This window comes from Nocardiopsis ganjiahuensis DSM 45031 (genome assembly GCF_000341085.1).
Lineage (GTDB): Bacteria > Actinomycetota > Actinomycetes > Streptosporangiales > Streptosporangiaceae > Nocardiopsis > Nocardiopsis ganjiahuensis.
On the sequence record NZ_ANBA01000008.1, the window covers coordinates 524,049 to 544,285 of the forward strand.

The window sequence follows — 20,237 nt, forward strand, 5'->3', positions numbered from 1 at the left end:
CCGAGCACCGAGCACCGGGGCACGGTCGCCGTGAGCGCGCTCGGGGGCCCGGGGCCGACAGCGGGTCGTCCCGGGCTCAGCCCGCCGCGGGCAGCCGGTAGACGGACACGTGCGAGCGGGATTCGCCGGTGAACTCGCTCCCCTGCCAGTCCGCGTGCCGGGCCTCCAGTCCGAACCCGGCGATCTGGGCCATGAGGTCGAGTTCGGCGGGCCACACGTACCGCTGCCTGACCCTGATCACCCGGGGCTCACGGCGGTTGTCGAAGCTGATGTGGTGGGACACGAGGTGCTGGCGTTCGATGTCGAAGGTGTCCAGGCCCACGTAGCCCTCGCGGTGGGCGAACACCAACCCGTCCTGGCCGGGAGGCAGGCGCCGCAGGTCGGGCACGCCCAGCTCGACGACGAACCGTCCGCCGGGGCCCAGGTGCCGGGCCGCGTTGCGGAAGCACTCGACCTGCTCGGCCTGGCTGAGCAGGTTCGAGATCGTGTTGAAGACCAGGTACACCAGTGAGAAGTCGCCCGGAACCCCGGTGGTGGCCATGTCACCGACCGTCACCGGGATCGCGGCCTCGTCGGCCTTGGTGCGCAACCGGGCGATCATCGGTTCGGACAGCTCGATGCCCGTGACCGGGACCCCGGCGGCGGCCAGCGGCACCGCGATCCGGCCGGTGCCGACCGCGAACTCCAGCGCCGCCCCGCCCCCGGCGAGTTCGACCAGCCGCGCGACGGCCGGATCGACCTTCTCGGGCGCGAACATCCCCTCCCCCGGAGTGTCGTAGCCCTGCGCCATCTCGTCGTCCCATACCGGTGCCGGTTCAGTGTCAGCCATTCGGGCACGGTAACCCCGGCCCCGCAGACACCGCCAGGGGTTTTCCGGGTGCCGTCCGTCCGGCACGGGTCTTCGGGCCCGGCAGCGGCGGACGGACGGCAACAGCTCTCAGCACCGCCGTCGCCTCTGGCCGGCCCCACCCGTCCGGCGCGGACCGGCCGGAACAGCGCGGACCGTCCTGGACACCGCAGGCGTGCTCAGGCAGGTCCGGCCGGAGTCGAGAAGCGGCCGCTGGGGTTGCGAAGTCCCGGAACCCCGCAGGTCAGAGGACTTCCGCCCGGCCGTAGCGGTCCAGGAGCTCCCGGGAGCGGGTCACCACGCCTCCGCCCTCCTGCTGCGCACCGGGCGGGTGGGACGCGCCCCGGCCCGGTCCGTGCTCCAGGAAGGCTTCCTCCCGTGCGAGCAGGGAGCGGTCCAGCCAGGCGGAAGCCTCGGTCGATCCCGCCGGGTCGGCCGCGGCCCGCTCCAACCCCTCGCCCCACAGCTCCCACCGGGAGCGGTAGTAGTCACCGACGAGCCCCGACCACAGCCGGCTGGCGTAGTCGTCGAGCTCCCCGTCCCCGGGTTCGGTCCACACGGTGAGGATGCGGCGGGCGTTGTCCAGCAGTACCCGCCGGTCCTCGGGGCCCTCCGCCCAGGCGAGGGCCTGCTCCTCCCAGCGCCGGTAGTGGTACTCCGGCCGGGTGGCCAGGAGGGATTCGAGGTCGTCGATCACCTCCAGGAGCCCGCCCAGCTCCTTCTCGAACCCGGCTCCGTGGTCCTGGCCGCGCGCCCCCGCCGCCCGTTCGACGAGGTTCAGGTAGCGGTGGTCGAAGACCCGCAACAGGACCGCCATGGCCACGTCGGCCAGGTCCCGTCCCAACGACCCCTCCGCCCGCGCCGGGGCGCGCTCGGCCGCGCCGACCAGCTGCTCCCAGGCGCGGAGCAGGTCCGGCCAGTCGAACCAGACCCGGGCGGTGACCTGTGCGCGCAGGCCCGCGGGGTCGGCCAGGTCCCGGTAGTGGGGGCGCCGGCCCAGGACCCCGTGTTCGTCGGCCGGGTAGCGGAAGGGCGTCTCCGGGGCCGCGTCCACGGTGGCGAGCAGGCCCCGCCACCCCTCCAGCAGGGCCGGGTCGCTTCCCCGGCCGTAGCGGCGTTCGACGAACCCGGGCAGCCAGTCCCGTTCCACCTGTTCGGTCCGGGTCCATGCCTGGTCGATGACCAGGTCGAAGAACGCGGGGTTGTTGCGGGTGGCCTCCATGGCCAGCCCGATCCCGGTCGGCCGGTTGCGGGTGTCCTTCGCCGCGTTGATCCGGTCCAGGGTGCGCTGGAGGTTGGCCATGGGGTCGGTGCGGCCGCCGAAGTTGAGCAGGGCGCACCACATCCAGGCCTTGTCCCCGAAGGAGTCGAACCGCGACCACTGGGGGGAGCGCTCGCCGAACAGGTCGAGCAGGACGAGGCGTTCGTCGGGGATGGCGTCGAGGAAGGCGGTGACCCGTTCGTCGTTCCAGAAGGAGCGCTGGTAGGAGAACGGCCAGGTCTGCATGACCCACACGGCCTCGGGGTCGGCGCGGACGAGCCCTTCGAGGGTGGCGTCGGCGATCGCCCCGGGGAAGGAGATGTCGGCGTCGACCGGGACCATCTCGATGAAGGGGTCGATGGCGTACAGGTGGTCCGTGCCGAGCAGTTCCTGCTGGCTTCGGGTGATCCGTGCGCCGATCTCCGCGTACAGGGGGTCGGCGGGGTCGAGGACGTGGGTGACCAGTCCCTGCCAGGTCCGGGTCCGGGTGCGTTCGCCGGGCCGTTCCCGGGCCAGTTCGGGCGGCACGTGTCCGGTGAAGCCGGGCAGGACCGGGGTCATGCCCAGGGAGCGCTGCCGGTCCAGGATCCGGCGCCCCAGGTCCAGGTGGCTGTCGATCCAGGACGCGGGCGTCGGTCCGGCGAAGTTGTCGAGGTTTCCCATGAAGTGCCAGGGCAGGTAGCCCGGTCCGCCGATGAAGGCGCGCACCTGTTCGTCGGTCAGCCCCATCCGGACGTAGGCGTCGTGCAGGACCGCCTCGTGCCCGACCGCGGTCAGGGGTGTGGTGATCCCGTGCAGCGCCATCCAGTCGACCTCGCGCTCCCACTCGTCCCACCCCCAGTAGGGGGAGGTGTAACCGGTGGTGCAGAAGTTCAGGTAGTAGGCCTGGTCGACCTCGGCGGTGCGGCGCGTGGGAGGGGCGTCGGCGAACTCGGTGACCGGCAGGGGCAGGCGCGCGTCCCAGTCCGCGGTGACGGCGCAGACCTCCCGCAGGTAGGTGTGGAGACCCACAGCGGCCGCGATCGCGTCGGAGGCGGTGACCGTGAGTTCGCCGTTCACAGCGCGGTACTCGAAGAACCGTTCGGGTGCCGGGTCCTCCCGGAGGGTCGTCGGCGGGTGCCCGTCCCCGAGCACTCTTCGCACCAGTCCGCTGACCGCCGCGCTCCACCTGGGCGCACTCTCGGTGTCCACCATTAGCTCTCCTGGTCGCTGGGGGTACGTGTACTGGGGCACGTGCTGTCGGGAGCACAGTCCCCCCAGGCATACCCAGCGTCCAGGAAGCACACCCGCGAACACCTCACACCACGGGGATCCAGGCGCCACAAGCAGAATGATCAGAGGGGCGGCGCCGGAGGCCCCGCCGCCTTGACGCCTCCGCCGCCTCGACGCCTCCTCGGACCGCTCCCTGGGCCGAGCCGGCACGGGCCGCGCGGGAAGCGTTCGCCCACGGTTCTCTCTGCACCACCGGAGGAGGTCGCACTCCGCAAGCAGCGTTCAGCGGCACTGGGCGTCGATGTACTCCTGCAGGTTCGGGAACTCCTCACGAGCCCGCCTGAGAATCTCCTCCGGGGTGCGGCGGGCATCGGGAGCGTGCCGCTGAGCGACCTCCAGGAGCTCGGGCCCGGGCTCGCAGGGCTCATCGCTCCAGCCCATGGCCTCCACCGGCCCGTACCCCTGGGCCACCAGCCACAGGAACGCCCCGACATCGGTGGCCATCACAGCGAGGTCTCCCTCCGAACCGAGGAAGACCACGGGCTGCTCGCTCAGGGGCCGTCCCTCCCGGACCAGCCACAGGCCGGTGTACCCGCCTGCGCCCTCCATGCCGAAGAAGCGGAACTCGCCCCCGTCGGCCTCTTCGTTTCCGGTCCAGAGGCGGTACCACCACGCGGTTTCGTCGGGGTGCTCGAACGCCTCGTACATCTCGAAGTCCATGCCCTCGACGCCGCCGGTCCTACGAAGGTCGTCCAGCATCGGGGGGAAGGTCAGATCGGTCATGGTGGGACGTTAGCGTGCCGTACCGACACTCGCCCGCGGAATGCGGGCGTGGCCGCGCCGGCCGTCGATCCGGGCGCCGCGATCGCGTGCGCCCGGTTCGGTGAATCGATGCGGACGGGCCGGCCGATTCGTCCCCGCGTCAACTCGTGACCGCGGTGACCCGAGCTCCGACCCTGTCCCGTGTGCACGTCACCGCTGGCCGAGGGCGAGTCGGCCCGGCGGAGCGGCTCTTTACCAGAAGTAGTCGACGATGATCTCGGCGTCTTCGATCTGGTGGCCGTAACGGTCGGGGTAGGCCGAACGCTGCACGTCCTGCGCGACCTTGCCCAGCGAGGTGCCGCCCCAGCTCTTGCCGGGGTAGACGGCCTCCAGCTCGTCGAAGAAGGCGTTGGTGGCCCAGGTGGGGTCGAGCCGCTCCTCCGCAGAGCCGTAGTGGTCGCGCTGCTGGTAGAGGCCGATGCTGTCGCGGTCGCCGCCGGGGAGGTTGTCCAGGTGGGTCTCGACGATGACCGTGGACATCGCGATCGCGGCGGCCTCCTCGTCGAGGCCGCGGTCCTTGGCGGTTTCGACCACCATACGGGCGCAGGAGGCGTTGTGGCCGTCCATGTTGCCCGCCATGTCGTCACTCAGCTCGGCGTTGAGCTCCTTGGCGGCCTTCTTGTCGTCGTCGGTGTAGACGTCCGCGTTGTCGTCGGAGTCCAGCGCCACGCATCCCTGCTCGGACTTGTCGGAGTCCTTGTTGTCATCGGCCGCGGCCAGACCCGGCCCGGCAAGGAGGATTCCGCCGGCCAGCACCAGGCCAGTGGTTGCAGTAAACACACGCTTAGGCATCAGTTCGATAAAGTTCATGCAAGCAACGTACGTGATGACCCGGGCTTTGAACAGGCTTGTAACCGCTCTGAGCAGGTGTGATAGACGACAGCGCGCCGAAGCAACCGTTCGGGCCGGGTTGCAGGTGGATCACCCCGCCCGATCCCAGGCGCCCGGCATGCCCGTGCGGACCAGACCCCCGTCCCCGTAGGCGCAGGCGGTTTCGGGGCTCCGGCGCTCCGACCGCGGAGCGCCGGAGCCCCGGCACCCGTGAGCGGTCCGGGCAGGCTCAGCCGCCTCGCAGCCGGGCAAAGTCCCCGTTGCCCGAAGACGCGGCCAGGCCATGCGCGGGAGCCGTTCCGCCAATCCGGCTTGATCAAGGTGCGTGGACCGGGGCAACCGCGGTTCCGGTGTCGGCCATCACCGCACCCGGTTCGGGCAAAGCCCGGGCGACCCCCTGACCCCGGCGGCCCGGGGTCAGCGGACCACGGCTTTACGGGATCAGGGGGCCAGGAGTCACGGGATCAGGTCTTCAGTTCGACGGTGATCCCTTCGGTGACACCGTTCACGGTGACCTCGAGGTCGATGGTGGCCTCCGAGATCGCGGTGAGTCGGCCGGTCGCCGGATCGAAGGCGGCTGCGTGGTCGGGCCCGGCGTCCTCGGCCGGGCCGATGTGAACGTCGTCGGAACCCGACCAGTCCGCGCTCACCGGGTAGGCGACCGGGACCGCGGTGCCGTCGTTGTCGACCGTCGCGGTGACGTCGGCCTGCCCGCCCACCTCCAGCGAGGTCGGCGCGTCCAGTTCCAGACCGTCCACGTGGGGGCGCAGCTCGGTCCTCACCCAGTTGTCCCCGGGGCTCCCGCCGGTGTCGACACCCCACAGCGACCAGCCGGTGAAGCCGCCGTCCGCGGGACCGGCCGAGGGGTTCTTGCCGACGTTGCCGCTGATGACGTAGGGCACGCCGTCCACCCGGTCGGCGTGGAACACTCCCGCGTGCGCGCCGATGAACACCGTGCCCTTGCCGGTCTCGGACTGGAACTCGGACAACCAGCTCTCGACGGTCGCCGCCTCCTTGCGGTCGGACAGTTCGCTGGCCTTGGAGGGCAGCGGGTCGCGGAAGGGCACGTGCTGGGCCACCACGACGGAGGTCACTGCGGGGTCCTCGGCCGCCTCGTCGAGCTCCCGGCGCAGCAGCGGCAGCTGTGACCAGTCGCTGGACCGGTAGGAGAACCGGGCGGTGTCCAGCAGGACGAACCTCGTGCCGTGGTGGTCCACCACGTGCTGGGTGTCCCCGAACGCGTCCCGGAAGTTGTCCAGCGTGCCCCCGTCCACCTCGTGGTTGCCGGGAACGTAGTAGTAGGGCAGCTCGCCCTCCAGCTCCTCGTCGAGGATGAGCCGGGCCAGCGCCAGGTCCTCCGGTGCGGCCTCGTCGACGAAGTCGCCGTTGATGAGGAGGAACTCGGCGTCGCTGTCCCGGATCTCGCGGAGAGCGCGGCGGGTGTAGGCGATGATCTCGCTGTCGGGGTCACGGGCGACGAACTGCGCGTCGGACAGGACGGCGAACCGCCAGTCCTGGCCGGCCACGGTCGCACCGGGCGCCACCACGGGGTCGACGACCGGTTCGGCGGGTGGCACCTCCACCGGCGGCGGCACCATCGCGGCGAGCTCGTCGACGATCACCTCGCCCTGGTAGCTCGCGCTCGGCTCGGTCTCGGCGAAGTAGATGCGGCGCAGCGAGAGCGGGTACTGCGTGCCCGGCGGGACCTCGAAGACCAGCTGCTGCCAGCCCGGTTCGTCGAGGTACCCGGCGCGCAGCGCGGGCAGCAGCTGGCCCGCACCGTCCCAGACCTGCAGGCTGGCCCACTCCCCGTTGCCCTCGGAATGCACCCAGGCGCGCAGTTCCTGCGGTTGCCCGGGGATCTCCAGTTCCCCGGCGGGCGGCAGGACCCCGCCGGTACGGGTCCCGGTGGAGGCGGTGAAGTCGTAGGTCAGCTCCACCGCGTCGCCGTCGCGGCCCCCGGTCACCGCGACGCCTCCGTCGGCGCGCTCACCGAAGTAGGTCCAGTCGGCCGCGTCCTCGAAGTCGGCGACGACGACCTCGTCCAGGCCTACGGTGACCGCGAAGGTCGTCTCGACGTCGGCGACCCGGACGGTGGCGAGGGTGGAACCGCTGTCGGTGGCGGCCCGGATCTCGAACCGCCCGTCCTCGGTCACCGAGGCCGTGGCGACGGCTTCGTCGAGGGTCAGCTCGACGTCGGCCGGTTCGATCGGAGCGGTGAAACCGCGGGAGTCGTAACCGGTCACCTCGAGCACGGTGGCGGCCTCGGCGTCGGCGAGCCCCACCCGTTCGGGCGTGGTCTCGATCCGGGTCAGGTCACCGAGCACGGTCAGGTCGACGTCGCCGGTGGCGCTCCGCCGCATGGCGGTGACGGTGGCGGTGCCCGCCGAGCGGGCAGTGAACACGCCGTCGCGGTCCACGGTGCCGACCCTGTTGTCGTCGGACCGCCAGTGCGGGTCGGCCTCGACCGGTGCGTAGGTCTCGTCGTGGCCGGCCGCGGTCAGCGTCCTGGTCAGGCCGGGGAAGACACGGTCGGGTCGGCTGGGCGCCGAGTATCCGGAGCCGTCGGCGCGTTCGGGTTCGACCAGGGGCTGGACCCAGAAGCCGTCGAGCCGGCCGCTGCCCTCGGGGGCGAACAGGGCGAGCCCGTTGGGCACCTCGCGTTCCCCGCCGTCCGAGGGCCGGTTCTCGACCCGCACCCGGTCCGTGCCGGGGGTGCGCGCCACCATGGTGGACGAGCCGCCGCCGTCGAGGTTGACCGCGGTGTGCGCACCGGCCTCGACCATCATCTCGCCCAGTTCGTCGAGGCCGACGCCCTCGGCGAAGGAGGGCTGCCGCCCGTCGACGCTGAGCAGGAACATCTGCGAGCCGTCCTCGGAGAACCCGAGCGCCGTGCGCGGGGCCCCGGGTGTGTTGTCTCCCTCTCGGGCCTGCTGGACCTGTCCGTCGACGACGAGCATCTGGCGGCCGTTCAGCGCGGCGTGGATCTCCTGGTCGTCGCCGGCCCGGGTGTCGTAGTCGATGCTGACCGGGTCGCCCACGGCCAGGTCGGACAGTGTTTCGGCGCCGTCCTCGCGGCCGACCAGGACGAAGGCGTCGTCGGCGATCTCTCCCTCGCGCGGCTGCTCCACGACCTCGGTGACGACCCCGTCGGTGACCACGACCTCCACGGCCGTCTCGGCGCCCCCGACCGCGTGGCACCGGCAGTACTCGCCCCACAGCGGGGTGAACGCGGCGATCCCGCCGGTGTCCAGTACGGGTTTGTTGATCGCGTCCAGCGACGGTGCCTCACCGGTCGGCAGCTCGACGGCGCCCTCGAAGAAGACCTCGCCGATCGAGCCGAGCCCGTCGGGTGTGAAGATCGCGGCGGACCCGCGGTAGTCCTCGGGGCCCGGGGAATGGATCAGTTCACCGCTCCGCACGCCCACGCCCTGGGGTGCGCCGGAGGCGTTGATGTCGAAGAAGTCGCCGTTCACCGCGGCGACCGCCTCGGCGCGGTCGGCCTGCTCGCTCAGCGGTTCCGGGTCGGTCATCCGGCCGGGGAAGAGGTAGTCGACGCTGATCCCGCCGGTGAGGTCGGCGGTGAGCAGGTCGGCCTGCAGCCAGCTGGGGTTGCCCGTGTAGGCGTCCGGCCCGTAGGCGTCGAACGAGGTCAGCGTGACGCCGGGGGCGACGGGGCGTTCGGTGTCGAACGTCTCCAGGCGCGGTTCCGGGTCGGCGGCCTGTGTGGCCGTGCCGTCCGGCGGGATCTCGACGGTCTCGCTGAACCCGGTGTGCTCGCTCGGGTCGGCGTTGGTCGCGTTCGCGCCGGTGACCGGCGCGAGGGCGAGGACCAGGGCGAGAACCGCGGCCAGGGCGGCGGGGGTGCGTGAGCGGATCGACCACCGGCGATTCATGGGAAGCCTCCGGGCGGCTGGGGGATGGCGGAGGGCCCTGCGCGGAGGGCCCCGTGCGTGAACTTCCTACCAGTTAGCCGGTCCGTTGTGTAGGAAGTGAACGGCGCAGGATTCCGGCCCGGTCTCCCGGCCAGGGCTTCCTCTCGTCCGGCCTCCACCCGGTTCACGGAGATTTCGTCCGAGGTCGGCTCGTTCGTCACGGAGGAGCGGGGGCGCGGCCGAGGCACCCGGCACCACCGGCGGTTCAGGTCGCGGTCGGCGGTTCCGCTCGGATCGGCGCGAACCCCCGCAGGGCGGGGGCGGGGGCACGGCGCGCCACGTCGGCCTGGGGCCGTGCCCGGTTCACGACAGCGGGGGTCAGCCGGTCACCGGGGTCAGCCGGAACACGGGGATGAGCCGGTCGGTGCGCTGTTCGTACAGGGAGAAGTTCGGCCAGACCAGGCACATGAGCGACCAGGCCCGGTCGCGTTCGTGGGACGTGAGCTCCTCCGCCCCGACCTCCACCCGGCGTCCCGCCTTCTCGACCAGGGCGGTCCGGGCCTCGCGGAGGTTGCGCGCCCACTGGGGTGCGGCCGGTGCGCCGAAGGCCGAACCGGCGACCAGCAGATGCGCTCCGTCGCGTACATACAGCAGGGGCACACTGCGCGGCTCACCGCTGTTGCGGCCGCGGACCGTGAGCAGGATGTTCGGCAGACCGGCGAGGTCGAGCACCCCCACTCGGCCGCGGCTGACCCGTTGGAGGGCCCGGTCGCTCCGGGTGATCCAGGGCAGCAGCCGCGGCGTCCACGGGGCGGCGCCGATCCGCACGGCGAGCGGGGTCAACAGTCCCATGTCCGCATCGTACGGACCGGGCGGCCGCGTCCGCCAGGAGGACGCGCGAGGGGCCGCCGCGCCCGCTGCGGACGCGGCGGCCGTCAGGAGGGACGCCGGTCAGGCGGCGGAGTACTCGGCGGCGACGTCCAGCACCCAGGTGACTCCGAAGCGGTCGGTGAGCTGGCCGTAGAGCGGCGCCCACGCCGAGGGGCCGATCGGCTGCCGCACCTGTGCTCCGTCGACGAGCCCGTCCCAGTAGCCCTGGAGCTCGGCGGGGTCGGTACCCCGCAGGGAGACGAAGAACGGGTCCCTGCCCCGGTCCCACTCCAGGTGCGGGTAGACGTCGTAGGCCATGATCCGGAACCCGTTGTCCGCGGCGACCTGCCCGAAGGCGACGCGGTCGGCGGTTTCCGGGCCGGTGCCGCCCGTGTCGGCGTAGCCGGCGACGGTCAGCTCGCCTCCGAACACGGAGTGGTAGAACTCCAGGGCCTGGCGGGCGTCACCGCGAAAGTTCAGATGAGGCGTGATGTCGACGGTCATGAGGGGACTCCTTGTTCTCGGGGAGAGCCGGGTCGGCTCTCCGGCCACAGAACGAGCCTCGCGGAAGTACCGGTCATACCGCGTCCGCTTCTCGCACAGAATGGAGGGCATGGCCAGATCACCCTCGCGGATGTTGAAGCTCCTGTCGCTGCTGCAGACCGGACGGGACTGGCCCGGGCGCGTTCTCGCCGAACGGCTGGAGGTCAGTGACCGCACGCTGCGCCGCGACATCGAGCACCTGCGTGAACTCGGCTACGGGATCACCGCGGCCAAGGGTCCGGACGGCGGCTACCGGCTGGACGCGGGCTCGGAGCTGCCCCCGTTGCTGTTCGACGACGACCAGGCCGTCGCGCTCGCGACCGCCCTTCGGGTCGCCGCCGCCTCCGGGGCCGCGGAGAGCGAGGCGGCGCTGCGGGCGCTGACGACGGTCCGGCAGGTGATGCCGTCGCGGCTGCGCCACCGGATCGACGGGCTGGCGTTCACCGCGCTTCCCGGGGACACCTCCTCACCGGTGGATCCGGACGTTCTCGTCGCGGTGAGCAGAGCGGTCAGGGCGTGCGAGGTGCTGCGGTTCGACTACGTACCGGTGGGGCGTGATCCCTCGACCGCCCCCTCGCGTCGGCGCGTGGAACCCCACCACGTCCTCTTCGCCGCCGGGCGCTGGTACCTCGTCGGCTGGAACCTGGACAGGGACGCCTGGCGGGTGTACCGGATCGACCGGATGGTCCCCGGTGTCCCGACCGGCCCCCGCTTCGCCCCGCGCCCCGTACCCGGCGGCGACATCAGGGAGTTCCTCGCCGCCAGGCTGAAGGGTTCGGACGGCGGGAACACCTGGCCCTGCACGGGCGAGGCTGTCCTGGAGCTGGCCGCGCGGGACGTGGCGCCGTTCGTTCACGACGGAGTCGTCGAGGAACTCGCACCGGACCGGTGCCGGCTGATCGCCGGTTCCTGGTCCTGGGTGGCGCTGGCCGCCTCGATCGGCCGGTTCGACGCCGCCGTCACCGAGGTCGCGCCCCGCGAGCTGGCCGACGCCTTCCGTGCGCTGTCCCACCGTTTCGCCGATGCCGCCGGGCCGTCGTCGACAGCGGAGGCCGGCCCGGTCGGCCCGGCCTGAGCGCCGGTTCGGCAGTCGGACGGATCACCGCCGGGCCCGGTCCAGCAGCGCCTCCGCCCGCTGGTGGGCGACACGTGAGGACGCGACCAGGGCCGGGTCCGCTCCCTCGAAGACGCGGAGCTGAAGGGCTCGGGAGAACGCCTCCGCGGCCTCCCGCAGGTCGCCGCCGACGAAGTGCGCCTTGCCCAGGTGCTGCCACAGCACCGCCTCGCGGGCGGTGCCGCGGCAGTCCTCCAGGAGCTGCCCGTACTCCCCGACCGCCCATGCGATCCGGCCCAGGTCACGGCGGACATCGGCCAGCAGAGCACGGTGGCGGACCGTCGGGGCCTCCTCGACCAGGGCCGACGCGAGGGGTTCTGCCTCCTCGGGGCGGCCGCTCCAGAGCTCCTCGAGAACACGCAGGGCCGGGTCAGAGGCGTTCGCGCGCCGGAACTCCGCCAGGTCCTCGATCACCGGGAGCAGGGTCAGCGCGTCCGTGTACCAGCCCGGTCCGCCGGGGACACGGGTCCCCTGGCCGTCGTCGCGGCTTTCGGCAGAAGTCATGTGCGGCAGGTTAGCGGCGACGTGGGCCTTTGGGGTGGGGAGCACACGGGTACGCTCCCGGGCGCGCCCCTGACCGGGTGCGCACCCGGGACACGGATGCGTCAGGAAACGAGGAGACGTTGGGTTCACCCGAGGCCGCCTACCAGTCCGGTGAGGGCAGTGCCCTCAGTGTCGACACCGCCTTCTACGACCGGCTCGCCGAACACACCGAGGGCCGTGAGCTCGTGGAGCGGTTCGTGCTGCCGATCCGGTCCGGCCGGGCGTGGGAGGTGCCCGCCGGACACCTGTGCCGAATCTCCACACCGGAGGGGCCGCAGGTCGGGGACCTCAACATCTGGAACCGGCACAACCCGCGCGAACGCCTGTGGGCCTCACGCACCCGCCAGCTGCAGAGCTCCCACGTGACCCGCCACGACCGCCTGTGGTCGACCCTGCCGTACCTGCGCCCCCTGGTGACGATCACCAACGACACCCTGGAGTGGTACGGGACCGACGAGGACGGCGGGCGGGTGCACGACCTGCTCGGAACCCGGTGCGACCCGTACGTGAACCGGATGCTCACCGGGGAGGACTTCGACCGGCACTGCCATTCGAACCTGACCCGCGCGGTGCTGCCCTACGGGCTGACCGAGTTCGACGTGCACGACGTGCTCAACGTCTTCCAGTGCACCGGACTCAACGAGGGGGACCAGTACTTCATGAAGGCCTCTCCCGCCGGGCCGGGGGACTTCTTCGAGTTCTTCGCCGAACAGGACCTGCTCTGCGCGCTGTCGACCTGCCCCGGCGGGGACCTCTCGGTTCCGCTGTGGGGACCGGACGCCCGGGACCCGATCGACGTGTGCCGACCGCTCGGCGTGGAGGTCCACCGCCCGGCCCCCGAGCTCGTCGAGGGCTGGAACGAGCCGCCGACCGCCGCTTACCGGGGGCGGCACGGGCTCACCGGCCCCGGCTGAGCCGGTGGAGTTCGCGGCTGTGGAAGACGGCGGGTTCGGGCCGGGCCGGTCGACGACCAGCAGGTTCCCCGCCACGAGGCCGCCGTGGAACCGGGTCGGCTCGGGGAAGAGCGCTGTTCCCTCCAGCAGAGGAAGCGTGCGGCCCCTCCCCTGCGCAGCTAAGCGAAGTTGAAATCGGGTGTTCTGCACGTCTTGTCGTGATTGATCACTACGCATAGCATCGGGCCGACCCCACCCGGTCACTCAAGGCATCAGCGCCCTCACCCCCGGGAGCCCCCCATGCTGAGACGTATCCTCACGCCCCTACTGATCACGCTGAGTGCACTGGCACTGACTCTGTTCGGTGCCGCACCGGCCACCGCGGCGCCCGCGGAGCAGTCCCGGCCGCTGGTTCGGACTGTCCTGTACTACGACTCCAGCCAGGCCGCGGAGTACACCTCCGCCGTGGCCTCGGCCGTGGACGTGTGGAACTCCAGCGTCGGCAACGTCCGGCTGGAGCCGGCGTCCTCCGGACAGCACGCCGAGATCCGGATCGTCGCCGACGACGGCTGGCCCCGCGCCCATCTGGGGCCGGTGCGGCCGGGCGGACGGGTCACCGTCTGGATGGGCCGCCAAGGCACCGCCGAAGGCTACGACGCGGTGCGGATCGCCGCGCACGAGCTCGGCCACAGCCTGGGCCTGCCCGACGCCAAGCCCGGCCCGTGCTCGTCCCTGATGTCGGGTTCCACCGGCGGCGTGAACTGCACCAACCCCGCGCCCAACGCCTCCGAGCGCTCGCGGGTCGAGGCCGCCTACGGCAGCGGTACGGCGGGCCTGCGCGCCGCTGACGGGCAGCTCCTGGTCGACCGTTTCTGAGCGGGCACGGAACGAACGGCCTTCGACGGCCGACCCGCACCTGCGGGTCGGCCGTCGAGGTGTGAGGGCCCGGCGGGGCGCGTCACCGGTCGTGCTCGGACCAGTACCGCTCCAGTTCCGAGCCGAGTTCCTCCGCCGCCTGCATGGGCAGGGAGTGCGTGGTCCGGGGCCAGACGGTGACGGGCTCCTTCCCCAGGTCACGGGCGCGCTGGGCGGCCTCCTCCCCTCCGGCCAGGGACTTGTCGTCGGCGATGTCGACCCGGACCGGCATCTCCAGCGACTCCCACTCCTGGTCGGTGAGGGTCCGCGGCACCGGCATGACGGCGGCGTAGTGCTCGGAACCCTCGTCGATCATCACCGACATCGGGGTGCGTTCGCGCACCTCCTCGACCGTGGTGCCGCCGATCTCCGCCAGGCCGCGGTCCTTCCACGACTGCGGCACGGGCAGGACCAGCAGCGACGACCACAGGTAGGTCGAGGCGGGCAGGCCCTGCAGGACCATCACCGGTTCGAGGAGGGTCAGGGAGGCCACCCGGCCGGGGTGCGCGAGCGCGTGGGTGGCCGCGATGGCCCCGCCGAAGGAGTGCCCCACCATGTGGGCGCGCTCCACGTCCAGGCCCGCGAGCATCTGCTCCACCCAGGCGGCCTGGTCGTCGAAGGAGGTGAAGGGCACGGACTGGGTCGACATGCCGGCGTCGCCGACCGCGTCCATGGCGTACAGGGTGCGGTGGCCGATCCAGTGGGTGAGGTTCTCGCCCCACATGGGCGCGCCGGAGCTGATGCCGGGCAGCAGGACGACCGGCAGCCTGTCGCCGTCCTCTTCTCCGCCGGCGCCCTCTCCAGCGGCACCCTCTTCACCGGCGCCGCCCTCGCCGTGCGCATCCTCGTCCCGCTCCCCCTGGTCCGAGGCGGTCCACTCGTACACCCGCACGGTGCCGTACTCGGTGGTGACGTCGTGGGCGCGGGTCGGTTCGGGCAGGGTGGCCATCACCTCCTCGTAGGCGGAGCGGTAGTCCTCGAATCCGTCCCGACTTCGCCAGTGCCCCACTCCCGGGTCGGATGCGACGACCGAGACCGCCTTGTCGACCACCAGCCAGGCCACCGCCAACGCGGCCAGGACCAGCAGCACGCGGCGCCGGCGGATCCCTCGTTCTGCCCTGTCCTTCACAGCCACTCCAGAAATACGATCGTATTGCTCAGTTCCTCCGAGTGTACACCTCTGTCAATACGGTCGTATTGTCGTTGGCTAGGATGTCGGTATGGACAGCTCCGAACACGACGAACGCCGGACCGCGATCATCCATGCGGTGTGGCAGGTCATCGCACAGCGAGGCATGGGCGCGGTGTCCATCCGCAACGTGGCCGCGGCGGCCGGGGCCTCGGTCGGCCGGGTGCAGTACTGGTTCCCGAGCAAGGACGAGCTCCTGCGGGCCAGCCTGGAGGCGATGCTCTCGAACGCCGCCCGGCTCCATGCCGACGCGGCCGGGGGCGTCGACGACCGCGAGGCGCTGTGGCAACTGGTCGGCCACCCCATTCCCCGGGCGGAGACCGCCCGTGCCGGGGTGTCGGTGTTCCACCAGTACGTCGCCGCCGCCTTCAACCATCCGGGACTGGCGCGCATGCTGGCCCGGGCGAAGGAGGGCGAGGAGGACGAGACCGCCCGGCTGCTCGGCGGGCTCGCCCCCGGACTCGACGATCCCCGTGCGGCGGCGCGGTCGCTGATGGCCACCGCCGACGGCCTGTCCATGCGTGTTCTGATCGGCGGCCTCACCGCGGCGGAGGCCGAACGGACCCTGCGCGCAGAGATGGATCGGTTCGTGTCCTGAGGGCCGTCCCCGGGCCGGGTTCCCTCACCCCCCGGCCCGGGCCCTCCGGCTAGTAGGAGAAACGCAGACCGAAATGGTTGAGCGAGTCGGGGAGCTCCCGGGTGTGCAACGGCAGCCCGCCGTCCACCCGGTGCAGCGGCCCTCCTCCGAGCAGTGACCGCAGCAGGTAGGAGACGGTCAGAGGGACCAGGTCACTTGCCGGGCACCCCGCGGGGCCGTGGCTGAAGGGCACGATCCCGGGTTCGCCCTCGGCGCGGCCGTCCGTCCAGATGCCGGGTTCGAAGGCGTCGGCGTAGGACAGTTGGGCGGGGTCGCGGTGGAAGTAGGAGCTCATCACCAGGAACGCCGTTCCGGCTTCGATCGTGCCGTTGCGCCAGGTGGTCTCCCGGGTGCTCTCCCGGATCACCACCGGGGTGGTCGGCCACAGCCGGACCGACTCGCGCAGGGTCGCGCGGAGCAGGGGCAGGTCCGTCCCCTCCTCCGTCAGGGCCTCCGCACGGGCGGCCTCGACGGCCGATCCGGAGGAGGTCAGCAGAGCCAGTGCCCGGAAGGCGGCGATGGCCGAGGCGTCGAAGGCGAACAGCCAGTGGGCCACCTGGTCCTCCGGGCGCTCCGCGGACTCCGGTCGGCCCAGCCGCGCGGCCAGGCTTCCGGGCTCGGCGCGGTCGATGTTCTCGCGCACCCGGTCGAGGAAGGCGCCCCTGAGGTTGCGGTCCACCGGGAGCAGGTACGACCAGTTGGCCCGGCCCCGCAGGGCGCGCAGGAGCTCGGTGGTGCGCCGGTCCCCCGCGGCGAAGCTTCCGAAGACCACTCTGCGGGCCAGCGCGTCGAAGGTCTCGGAGAACCGCGACCAGTCCAGTTCCCCGCCCCTGGATCCCGCGTTGCGCAGGGCCAGCACCAGGGCCTGCGCCTCCGCGTGCACGTGCCCGGCGATGCTGTCGGCATCGGGGTGGAGCAGCCGCCCCGGGGCCAGGGCCTCCTCGTTGGCCCGGCGCCGCTCGGGGCGGGACCGGTGTTCGGAGACCAGGGCGCCGTGCGGTTGGAAGTGGGAGAGCGCGCCCCGCTTCTCCGCCCCGCCCGGGGAGAACGGCTCCGGGGTGCCCTCCAGGAGTCTGCGGACGTCCTCCGGTGCCAGTACCAGCGCGATCCGCCGGCCCGTGTAGCTCAGGGGCAACGGGTCGTCACCGTGCCGTTCCCGGAGTTCACGCAGGACCGAGACGATCCTGCGGTCGCTCTCGGTCGCCGCGGCCAGGGTCTCCCCGACCGGGCGGCGGACGATGGCGCCGCGTGCGACGGTGGGCAGCAGAACCGATGACAGGAGACGTGTCGTCTCCGCGAGACTCGTTGCTTCACACGTGGTCACGGGGTACACGCTCCGTCCATTCACGGGAGAAGATCCTCTCCTCCGACTCGTATGCGTCCAGGGTCGCGTGGACCCGGAACTCGTCCTCCGTGCACTCGAGAACGGTGTGCGTCTCGGTTCTGGCGTCCCAGTCCCCTCTGGCGAAGCGCATCGTCCACGTGGAACGGCCGCGTACCGAGGTGAAGTCGTCCCCCACCGCGTCGTAGATCTCGTGGGCCCTGCGCGTCACGTCGAGGCCGATGTCCTCGAAGCGCAGGACGCCGCCGTCCTTGAGGATCTCCAGGGAGAAGTGGTTGTCCACGAGGTTCCGGTGGACCGACCAGTCGTGCTCGCCCTGACGCTGCCGCGTGGTCGGGATCGGGGGCGTGGCCTCCGGGGCGTCGAACAACTCGGGGTAGGAGTCCTCCTCCTCGGGGACCGGGCGCACCGGCAGGACCAGGGCGCTCGTGCCGGGCCGCACCGTCAGCAGGGTCGGCCGCGGCGGGGGCCAGGCCAGCGGCCAGTAGGAGGTGGACAAGGACAGCCGCACCCTGTGGCCGGCCGGGAAGGCCTGGGCGACGCTGTTCATCGTGAGCTCCACCCGGTAGGACTCACCGGGCACCAGCGTGCGGGGGGCCTCGTGTCCGTCCCGGTGGGTCAGGTTGAGCAGCCCGTAGGTCACGCGGGTGGCGCTGCCGTCCGGTGCCACGTCACACAGCCGGGCGGCCACCATCGCGACCGGTTCGCTCACGGTGAGGTCGAGTACCACCCGTGTGGGGCCCAGGACCTCCACCCGTTCGGGGAGGGGATCACTGTCGAACACCAGGGAGCCCCCGTCCTCCTCCCTCTGGTCGTAGGGCAGGTCCGGCGGGGCGCTGTAGGAGGCCCACTTGCCCGCGAACTGGCCCACGGACAGGGGGGACCGGAGGGTCAGCGGATCGGTGGTGCCCCGCTCCCCCGGCCGGAGGAGGCGGTTCTCGGACAGCGGCAGTGAGTAGTCGTCGACCCGTTCGGAGGGCCACCCCGGTTCGTGGACCCAGCGTCCGGGCCGGTCCTCGTAGGCGGTCGAGGGCGGGACGCTCTCCTGCATCCAGGTCCAGAGCCCGGTCTCCTTCTCGGCCCCGTTGTCCTCGCCCTTGGTCCATCGGTCGAGCCAGCGGACCACCTCCTGGAGGTAGCCGATCGCCGGTCCGGGGTAGCCCATGTGCGGGTACCGGTGCGACCAGGGCCCCACCAGTGCCTTGACCGGGCTGTCGAGGTTCTTCATGAGCCTGAGGACGGCGTTGGAGTACCCGTCCGCCCAACCGCTGGAGGCCAGGACCGGGCACCTGATCCGGGAGTAGTCCTCACAGACGGAGGCGTGCTTCCAGTAGGAGTCCCGCCGTTGGTGGTGGAGCCACTTGAGGACCCAGGGGCGGTTGGCCTCCAGGCGCTCCCGCCACATGTCCCGCCAGACCGGGCCGACGACCTCCGGGTCCGGCGGGCAGGTGCTGTAGGCGAAGGTGGTCCCGGCCTCGGCCAGGTTGTCCGAGAGCAGGCAGCCGCCCATGTAGTGGAAGTCGTCGGCGTAGCGGTCGTCGGTGAAGGAGCTGATGACGATGGTGCGCAGGCTCGGCGGGCGGTGCGCGGCCACCTGCAGGGCGGAGAACCCGCCCCAGGACAGACCCATCATCGCGGTGCTGCCGTCACACCAGGGTTGTTCCGCCAGCCAGGCCAGGACCTCCTCGGCGTCCCGCTGCTCGCGCTCCAGGTACTCGTCGGTGAGCACCCCCTCGGAGTCGCCGGTGCCCCGCAGATCCACACGCACGCAGGCGTAGCCGTGTCCCGCGATGTAGGGGTGGTGCATGGAGTCGCGCACCGCGGTCAGGTCCCGTCTCCGGTAGGGGATGTACTCCAGGACGGCCGGAACCGGTGAGTCGTCCGACGAACACGGCCGCCACAGCCTCCCTGCCAGGCGCACACCGTCGGACATGGGGATCCAGAAGTGCTCCTCGGAGCGGGTCTCGTACGGCAGGTCCTCCACCAGTCGCACAGTCGTACCTCCCTCAGCCTCGTGTGTCGTCCTCGGCCGGGCCGCCTTCGTCCACCAGGCTGTCCTCGCCCTCGAACTCGAAGGGAAGGCTCTTCACGCAGCGTTCGTACTTGGCCAGCATCTCGGTCTCGTCGGCGCCGCCGATGACGATCTTGGCCAGTTCGAAGCTGTAGCTGTCCTGGGCGGGCAGCTCGGACAGGCGCTGGCCCTCCTCCGGGACGACCTTGACGCTCACACCGTCCAGGCTCTCCTCCAGGGCAGCCACCTCCTGCGCAGTGGGGACCCTGGTGACGACCCCGTCGCGGAACCGCCGGTGGTACCACTCGGCGGCCACGGAGTACTGGCCCCGGGTCTCGGGGAGGACGGGGTTCTCCCCCAGGCCCAGGCGGAGCATGCGTTCGTGGTTGGACACGCCGTCCACGAGTTCGAAGAGAGAGGCGTGGGTCTGGGAGTGACGGGGGTTGATCTCGACGATCCCGAGGCTGTCCTCGAGGGGGTCGTAGAAGAACTCGACACTGAACGTCGTGTTGTCCAGGCCGTGCCGCTCGATGATGCTCTCGGAGATGTCCTTCATCCGCCTCCGGACCTTCTCGGACAGACCGGAGGGGTACTGGTGGCGCAGGAAGGAGGGGGTTCCGGGGAAGTCGACGGAGTCCAGAACCGCGTACACCGTGGCCTTCCCACCGTGGACGTACCCCTCCGTGGCGACCTGGATCCCGTGCAGGGCGCCTTCGGCCAGGGCGTGGTGTCCTCCCACCTCGGCGACCTCCGGGGGCAGGTCCACCCTGCTGAGAATGCTCTCGAAGGGGCGCCCGATCCGGTCGACGTCGCTGCGGATGCGTTCGACGGCTTCGTAGAACCCCTCGTCGTCCTCCACCCGGAAGGCCATCTCCGAGGAGGCCGACTTGACGGGCTTCAACCACAGGGGGTACTCGAGGCCGTGCTCCGGGGCGGAGGAGTCCAGGTCGACCGCGGAGAAAGGCGGATGGGCGTCGGTCACCTGGGACTGGAGGAGTCGGCTCCAGTACTTGTGCTCGCACCTGACCACGGTCTTCAGGTCCGCCGAGGGCAGACCGCGTTCGGCGCAGAGGATGGGGACGAGCAGGGTGACCGGGAAGTCCCAGTAACCGACGATGGCGTCCACCGTGTTCTCGGGATCTGCGTCCTCGAAGCCGTCGAGCACCCCTCTCGCGGCGGCGAGGGTTCTCTCGACGTCGATCTCACCGCTCTGGAGCTCTTCGAGGTCGAGCAACTGGTGGAACCGGCAGTTCTTCCCGATCGGCGTCCTTTCCAGCAGCTCTTGGTTGCGCTTGTCCAAGCCCATGACGAAAACGTTTTTCACGTTGCCGC

At 71.5% G+C, this 20,237-nt stretch carries 16 protein-coding genes; 4 read left to right on the forward strand and 12 right to left on the reverse strand.

What is annotated here, in order from left to right:
- Positions 1–76: 76 nt before the first annotated feature.
- The 7 genes from D458_RS0110970 to D458_RS0111000 all read right to left on the reverse strand — a co-directional run bounded on the left by D458_RS0110970 (position 77) and on the right by D458_RS0111000 (position 10,222).
- Positions 77–829: a class I SAM-dependent DNA methyltransferase gene (locus D458_RS0110970; RefSeq protein ID WP_026119190.1), complete on the reverse strand. Its 753-nt coding sequence runs from the start codon at positions 827–829 to the stop codon at positions 77–79.
- 262 nt (positions 830–1,091) lie between these two features.
- Entirely contained in the window at positions 1,092–3,302 is a 2,211-nt protein-coding gene (locus D458_RS0110975; RefSeq protein WP_017586796.1) for an alpha-N-acetylglucosaminidase, read from the reverse strand.
- A gap of 300 nt (positions 3,303–3,602) precedes the next feature.
- Entirely contained in the window at positions 3,603–4,103 is a 501-nt protein-coding gene (locus tag D458_RS0110980) for a hypothetical protein (RefSeq protein WP_017586797.1), read from the reverse strand.
- Positions 4,104–4,334: 231 nt separating this feature from the next.
- The gene (locus D458_RS0110985) at positions 4,335–4,952 is read right to left on the reverse strand and encodes a hypothetical protein (RefSeq protein WP_239647932.1); all 618 of its coding nucleotides are present in this window, start codon (positions 4,950–4,952) and stop codon (positions 4,335–4,337) included.
- A 485-nt stretch (positions 4,953–5,437) separates the two neighbouring features.
- Entirely contained in the window at positions 5,438–8,869 is a 3,432-nt protein-coding gene (locus D458_RS0110990) for a phosphodiester glycosidase family protein (protein WP_017586799.1), read from the reverse strand.
- 357 nt (positions 8,870–9,226) lie between these two features.
- Complete coding sequence (locus D458_RS0110995) at positions 9,227–9,700, reverse strand: nitroreductase/quinone reductase family protein (protein ID WP_017586800.1); 474 nt, start codon at positions 9,698–9,700, stop codon at positions 9,227–9,229.
- 99 nt (positions 9,701–9,799) lie between these two features.
- A complete protein-coding gene (locus tag D458_RS0111000; protein WP_017586801.1) occupies positions 9,800–10,222 on the reverse strand; it encodes a VOC family protein in 423 nt (140 codons plus the stop codon).
- 109 nt (positions 10,223–10,331) lie between these two features.
- Between D458_RS0111000 and D458_RS33350 the strand changes: the two genes are divergently transcribed.
- Positions 10,332–11,336, forward strand: a complete 1,005-nt coding sequence (locus D458_RS33350; RefSeq protein WP_040702363.1) for a helix-turn-helix transcriptional regulator — start codon at positions 10,332–10,334, stop codon at positions 11,334–11,336.
- 24 nt (positions 11,337–11,360) lie between these two features.
- Here the strand turns inward: D458_RS33350 and D458_RS0111010 are convergent, their stop codons facing one another.
- Positions 11,361–11,879: a tetratricopeptide repeat protein gene (locus D458_RS0111010; protein WP_017586803.1), complete on the reverse strand. Its 519-nt coding sequence runs from the start codon at positions 11,877–11,879 to the stop codon at positions 11,361–11,363.
- A 119-nt stretch (positions 11,880–11,998) separates the two neighbouring features.
- Between D458_RS0111010 and D458_RS0111015 the strand changes: the two genes are divergently transcribed.
- Positions 11,999–12,832 carry an urea carboxylase-associated family protein gene (locus D458_RS0111015; protein WP_017586804.1) on the forward strand — a complete coding sequence of 278 codons (834 nt, stop codon included), beginning with the start codon at positions 11,999–12,001 and terminating at the stop codon, positions 12,830–12,832.
- Positions 12,833–13,111: 279 nt separating this feature from the next.
- The gene (locus D458_RS0111020; RefSeq protein ID WP_017586805.1) at positions 13,112–13,687 is read left to right on the forward strand and encodes a snapalysin family zinc-dependent metalloprotease; all 576 of its coding nucleotides are present in this window, start codon (positions 13,112–13,114) and stop codon (positions 13,685–13,687) included.
- Between the two features lie 82 nt (positions 13,688–13,769).
- Here the strand turns inward: D458_RS0111020 and D458_RS0111025 are convergent, their stop codons facing one another.
- Positions 13,770–14,855, reverse strand: coding sequence for an alpha/beta hydrolase (locus D458_RS0111025; protein WP_026119192.1), 1,086 nt, complete (start codon positions 14,853–14,855; stop codon positions 13,770–13,772).
- Between the two features lie 91 nt (positions 14,856–14,946).
- Here D458_RS0111025 and D458_RS0111030 point away from each other — a divergent pair, with 91 nt between their 5' ends.
- Positions 14,947–15,513, forward strand: coding sequence for a TetR/AcrR family transcriptional regulator (locus D458_RS0111030; RefSeq protein WP_017586807.1), 567 nt, complete (start codon positions 14,947–14,949; stop codon positions 15,511–15,513).
- Positions 15,514–15,562: 49 nt separating this feature from the next.
- On the opposite strand, the gene D458_RS0111035 is transcribed toward D458_RS0111030, so the two are convergent.
- From D458_RS0111035 to D458_RS0111045, 3 genes are read right to left on the reverse strand one after another with little or no spacing between them, the layout of a single operon-like run.
- Complete coding sequence (locus D458_RS0111035; protein WP_017586808.1) at positions 15,563–16,885, reverse strand: cytochrome P450; 1,323 nt, start codon at positions 16,883–16,885, stop codon at positions 15,563–15,565.
- Complete coding sequence (locus D458_RS0111040; protein ID WP_017586809.1) at positions 16,863–18,887, reverse strand: CocE/NonD family hydrolase; 2,025 nt, start codon at positions 18,885–18,887, stop codon at positions 16,863–16,865. Before D458_RS0111040 ends, D458_RS0111035 begins: the two co-directional genes overlap by 23 nt.
- Positions 18,888–18,900: 13 nt before the next feature.
- On the reverse strand, positions 18,901–20,211 hold the full coding sequence (locus D458_RS0111045; RefSeq protein WP_017586810.1) for an ATP-grasp domain-containing protein: 1,311 nt from the start codon (positions 20,209–20,211) through the stop codon (positions 18,901–18,903).
- Positions 20,212–20,237 lie beyond the last annotated feature (26 nt).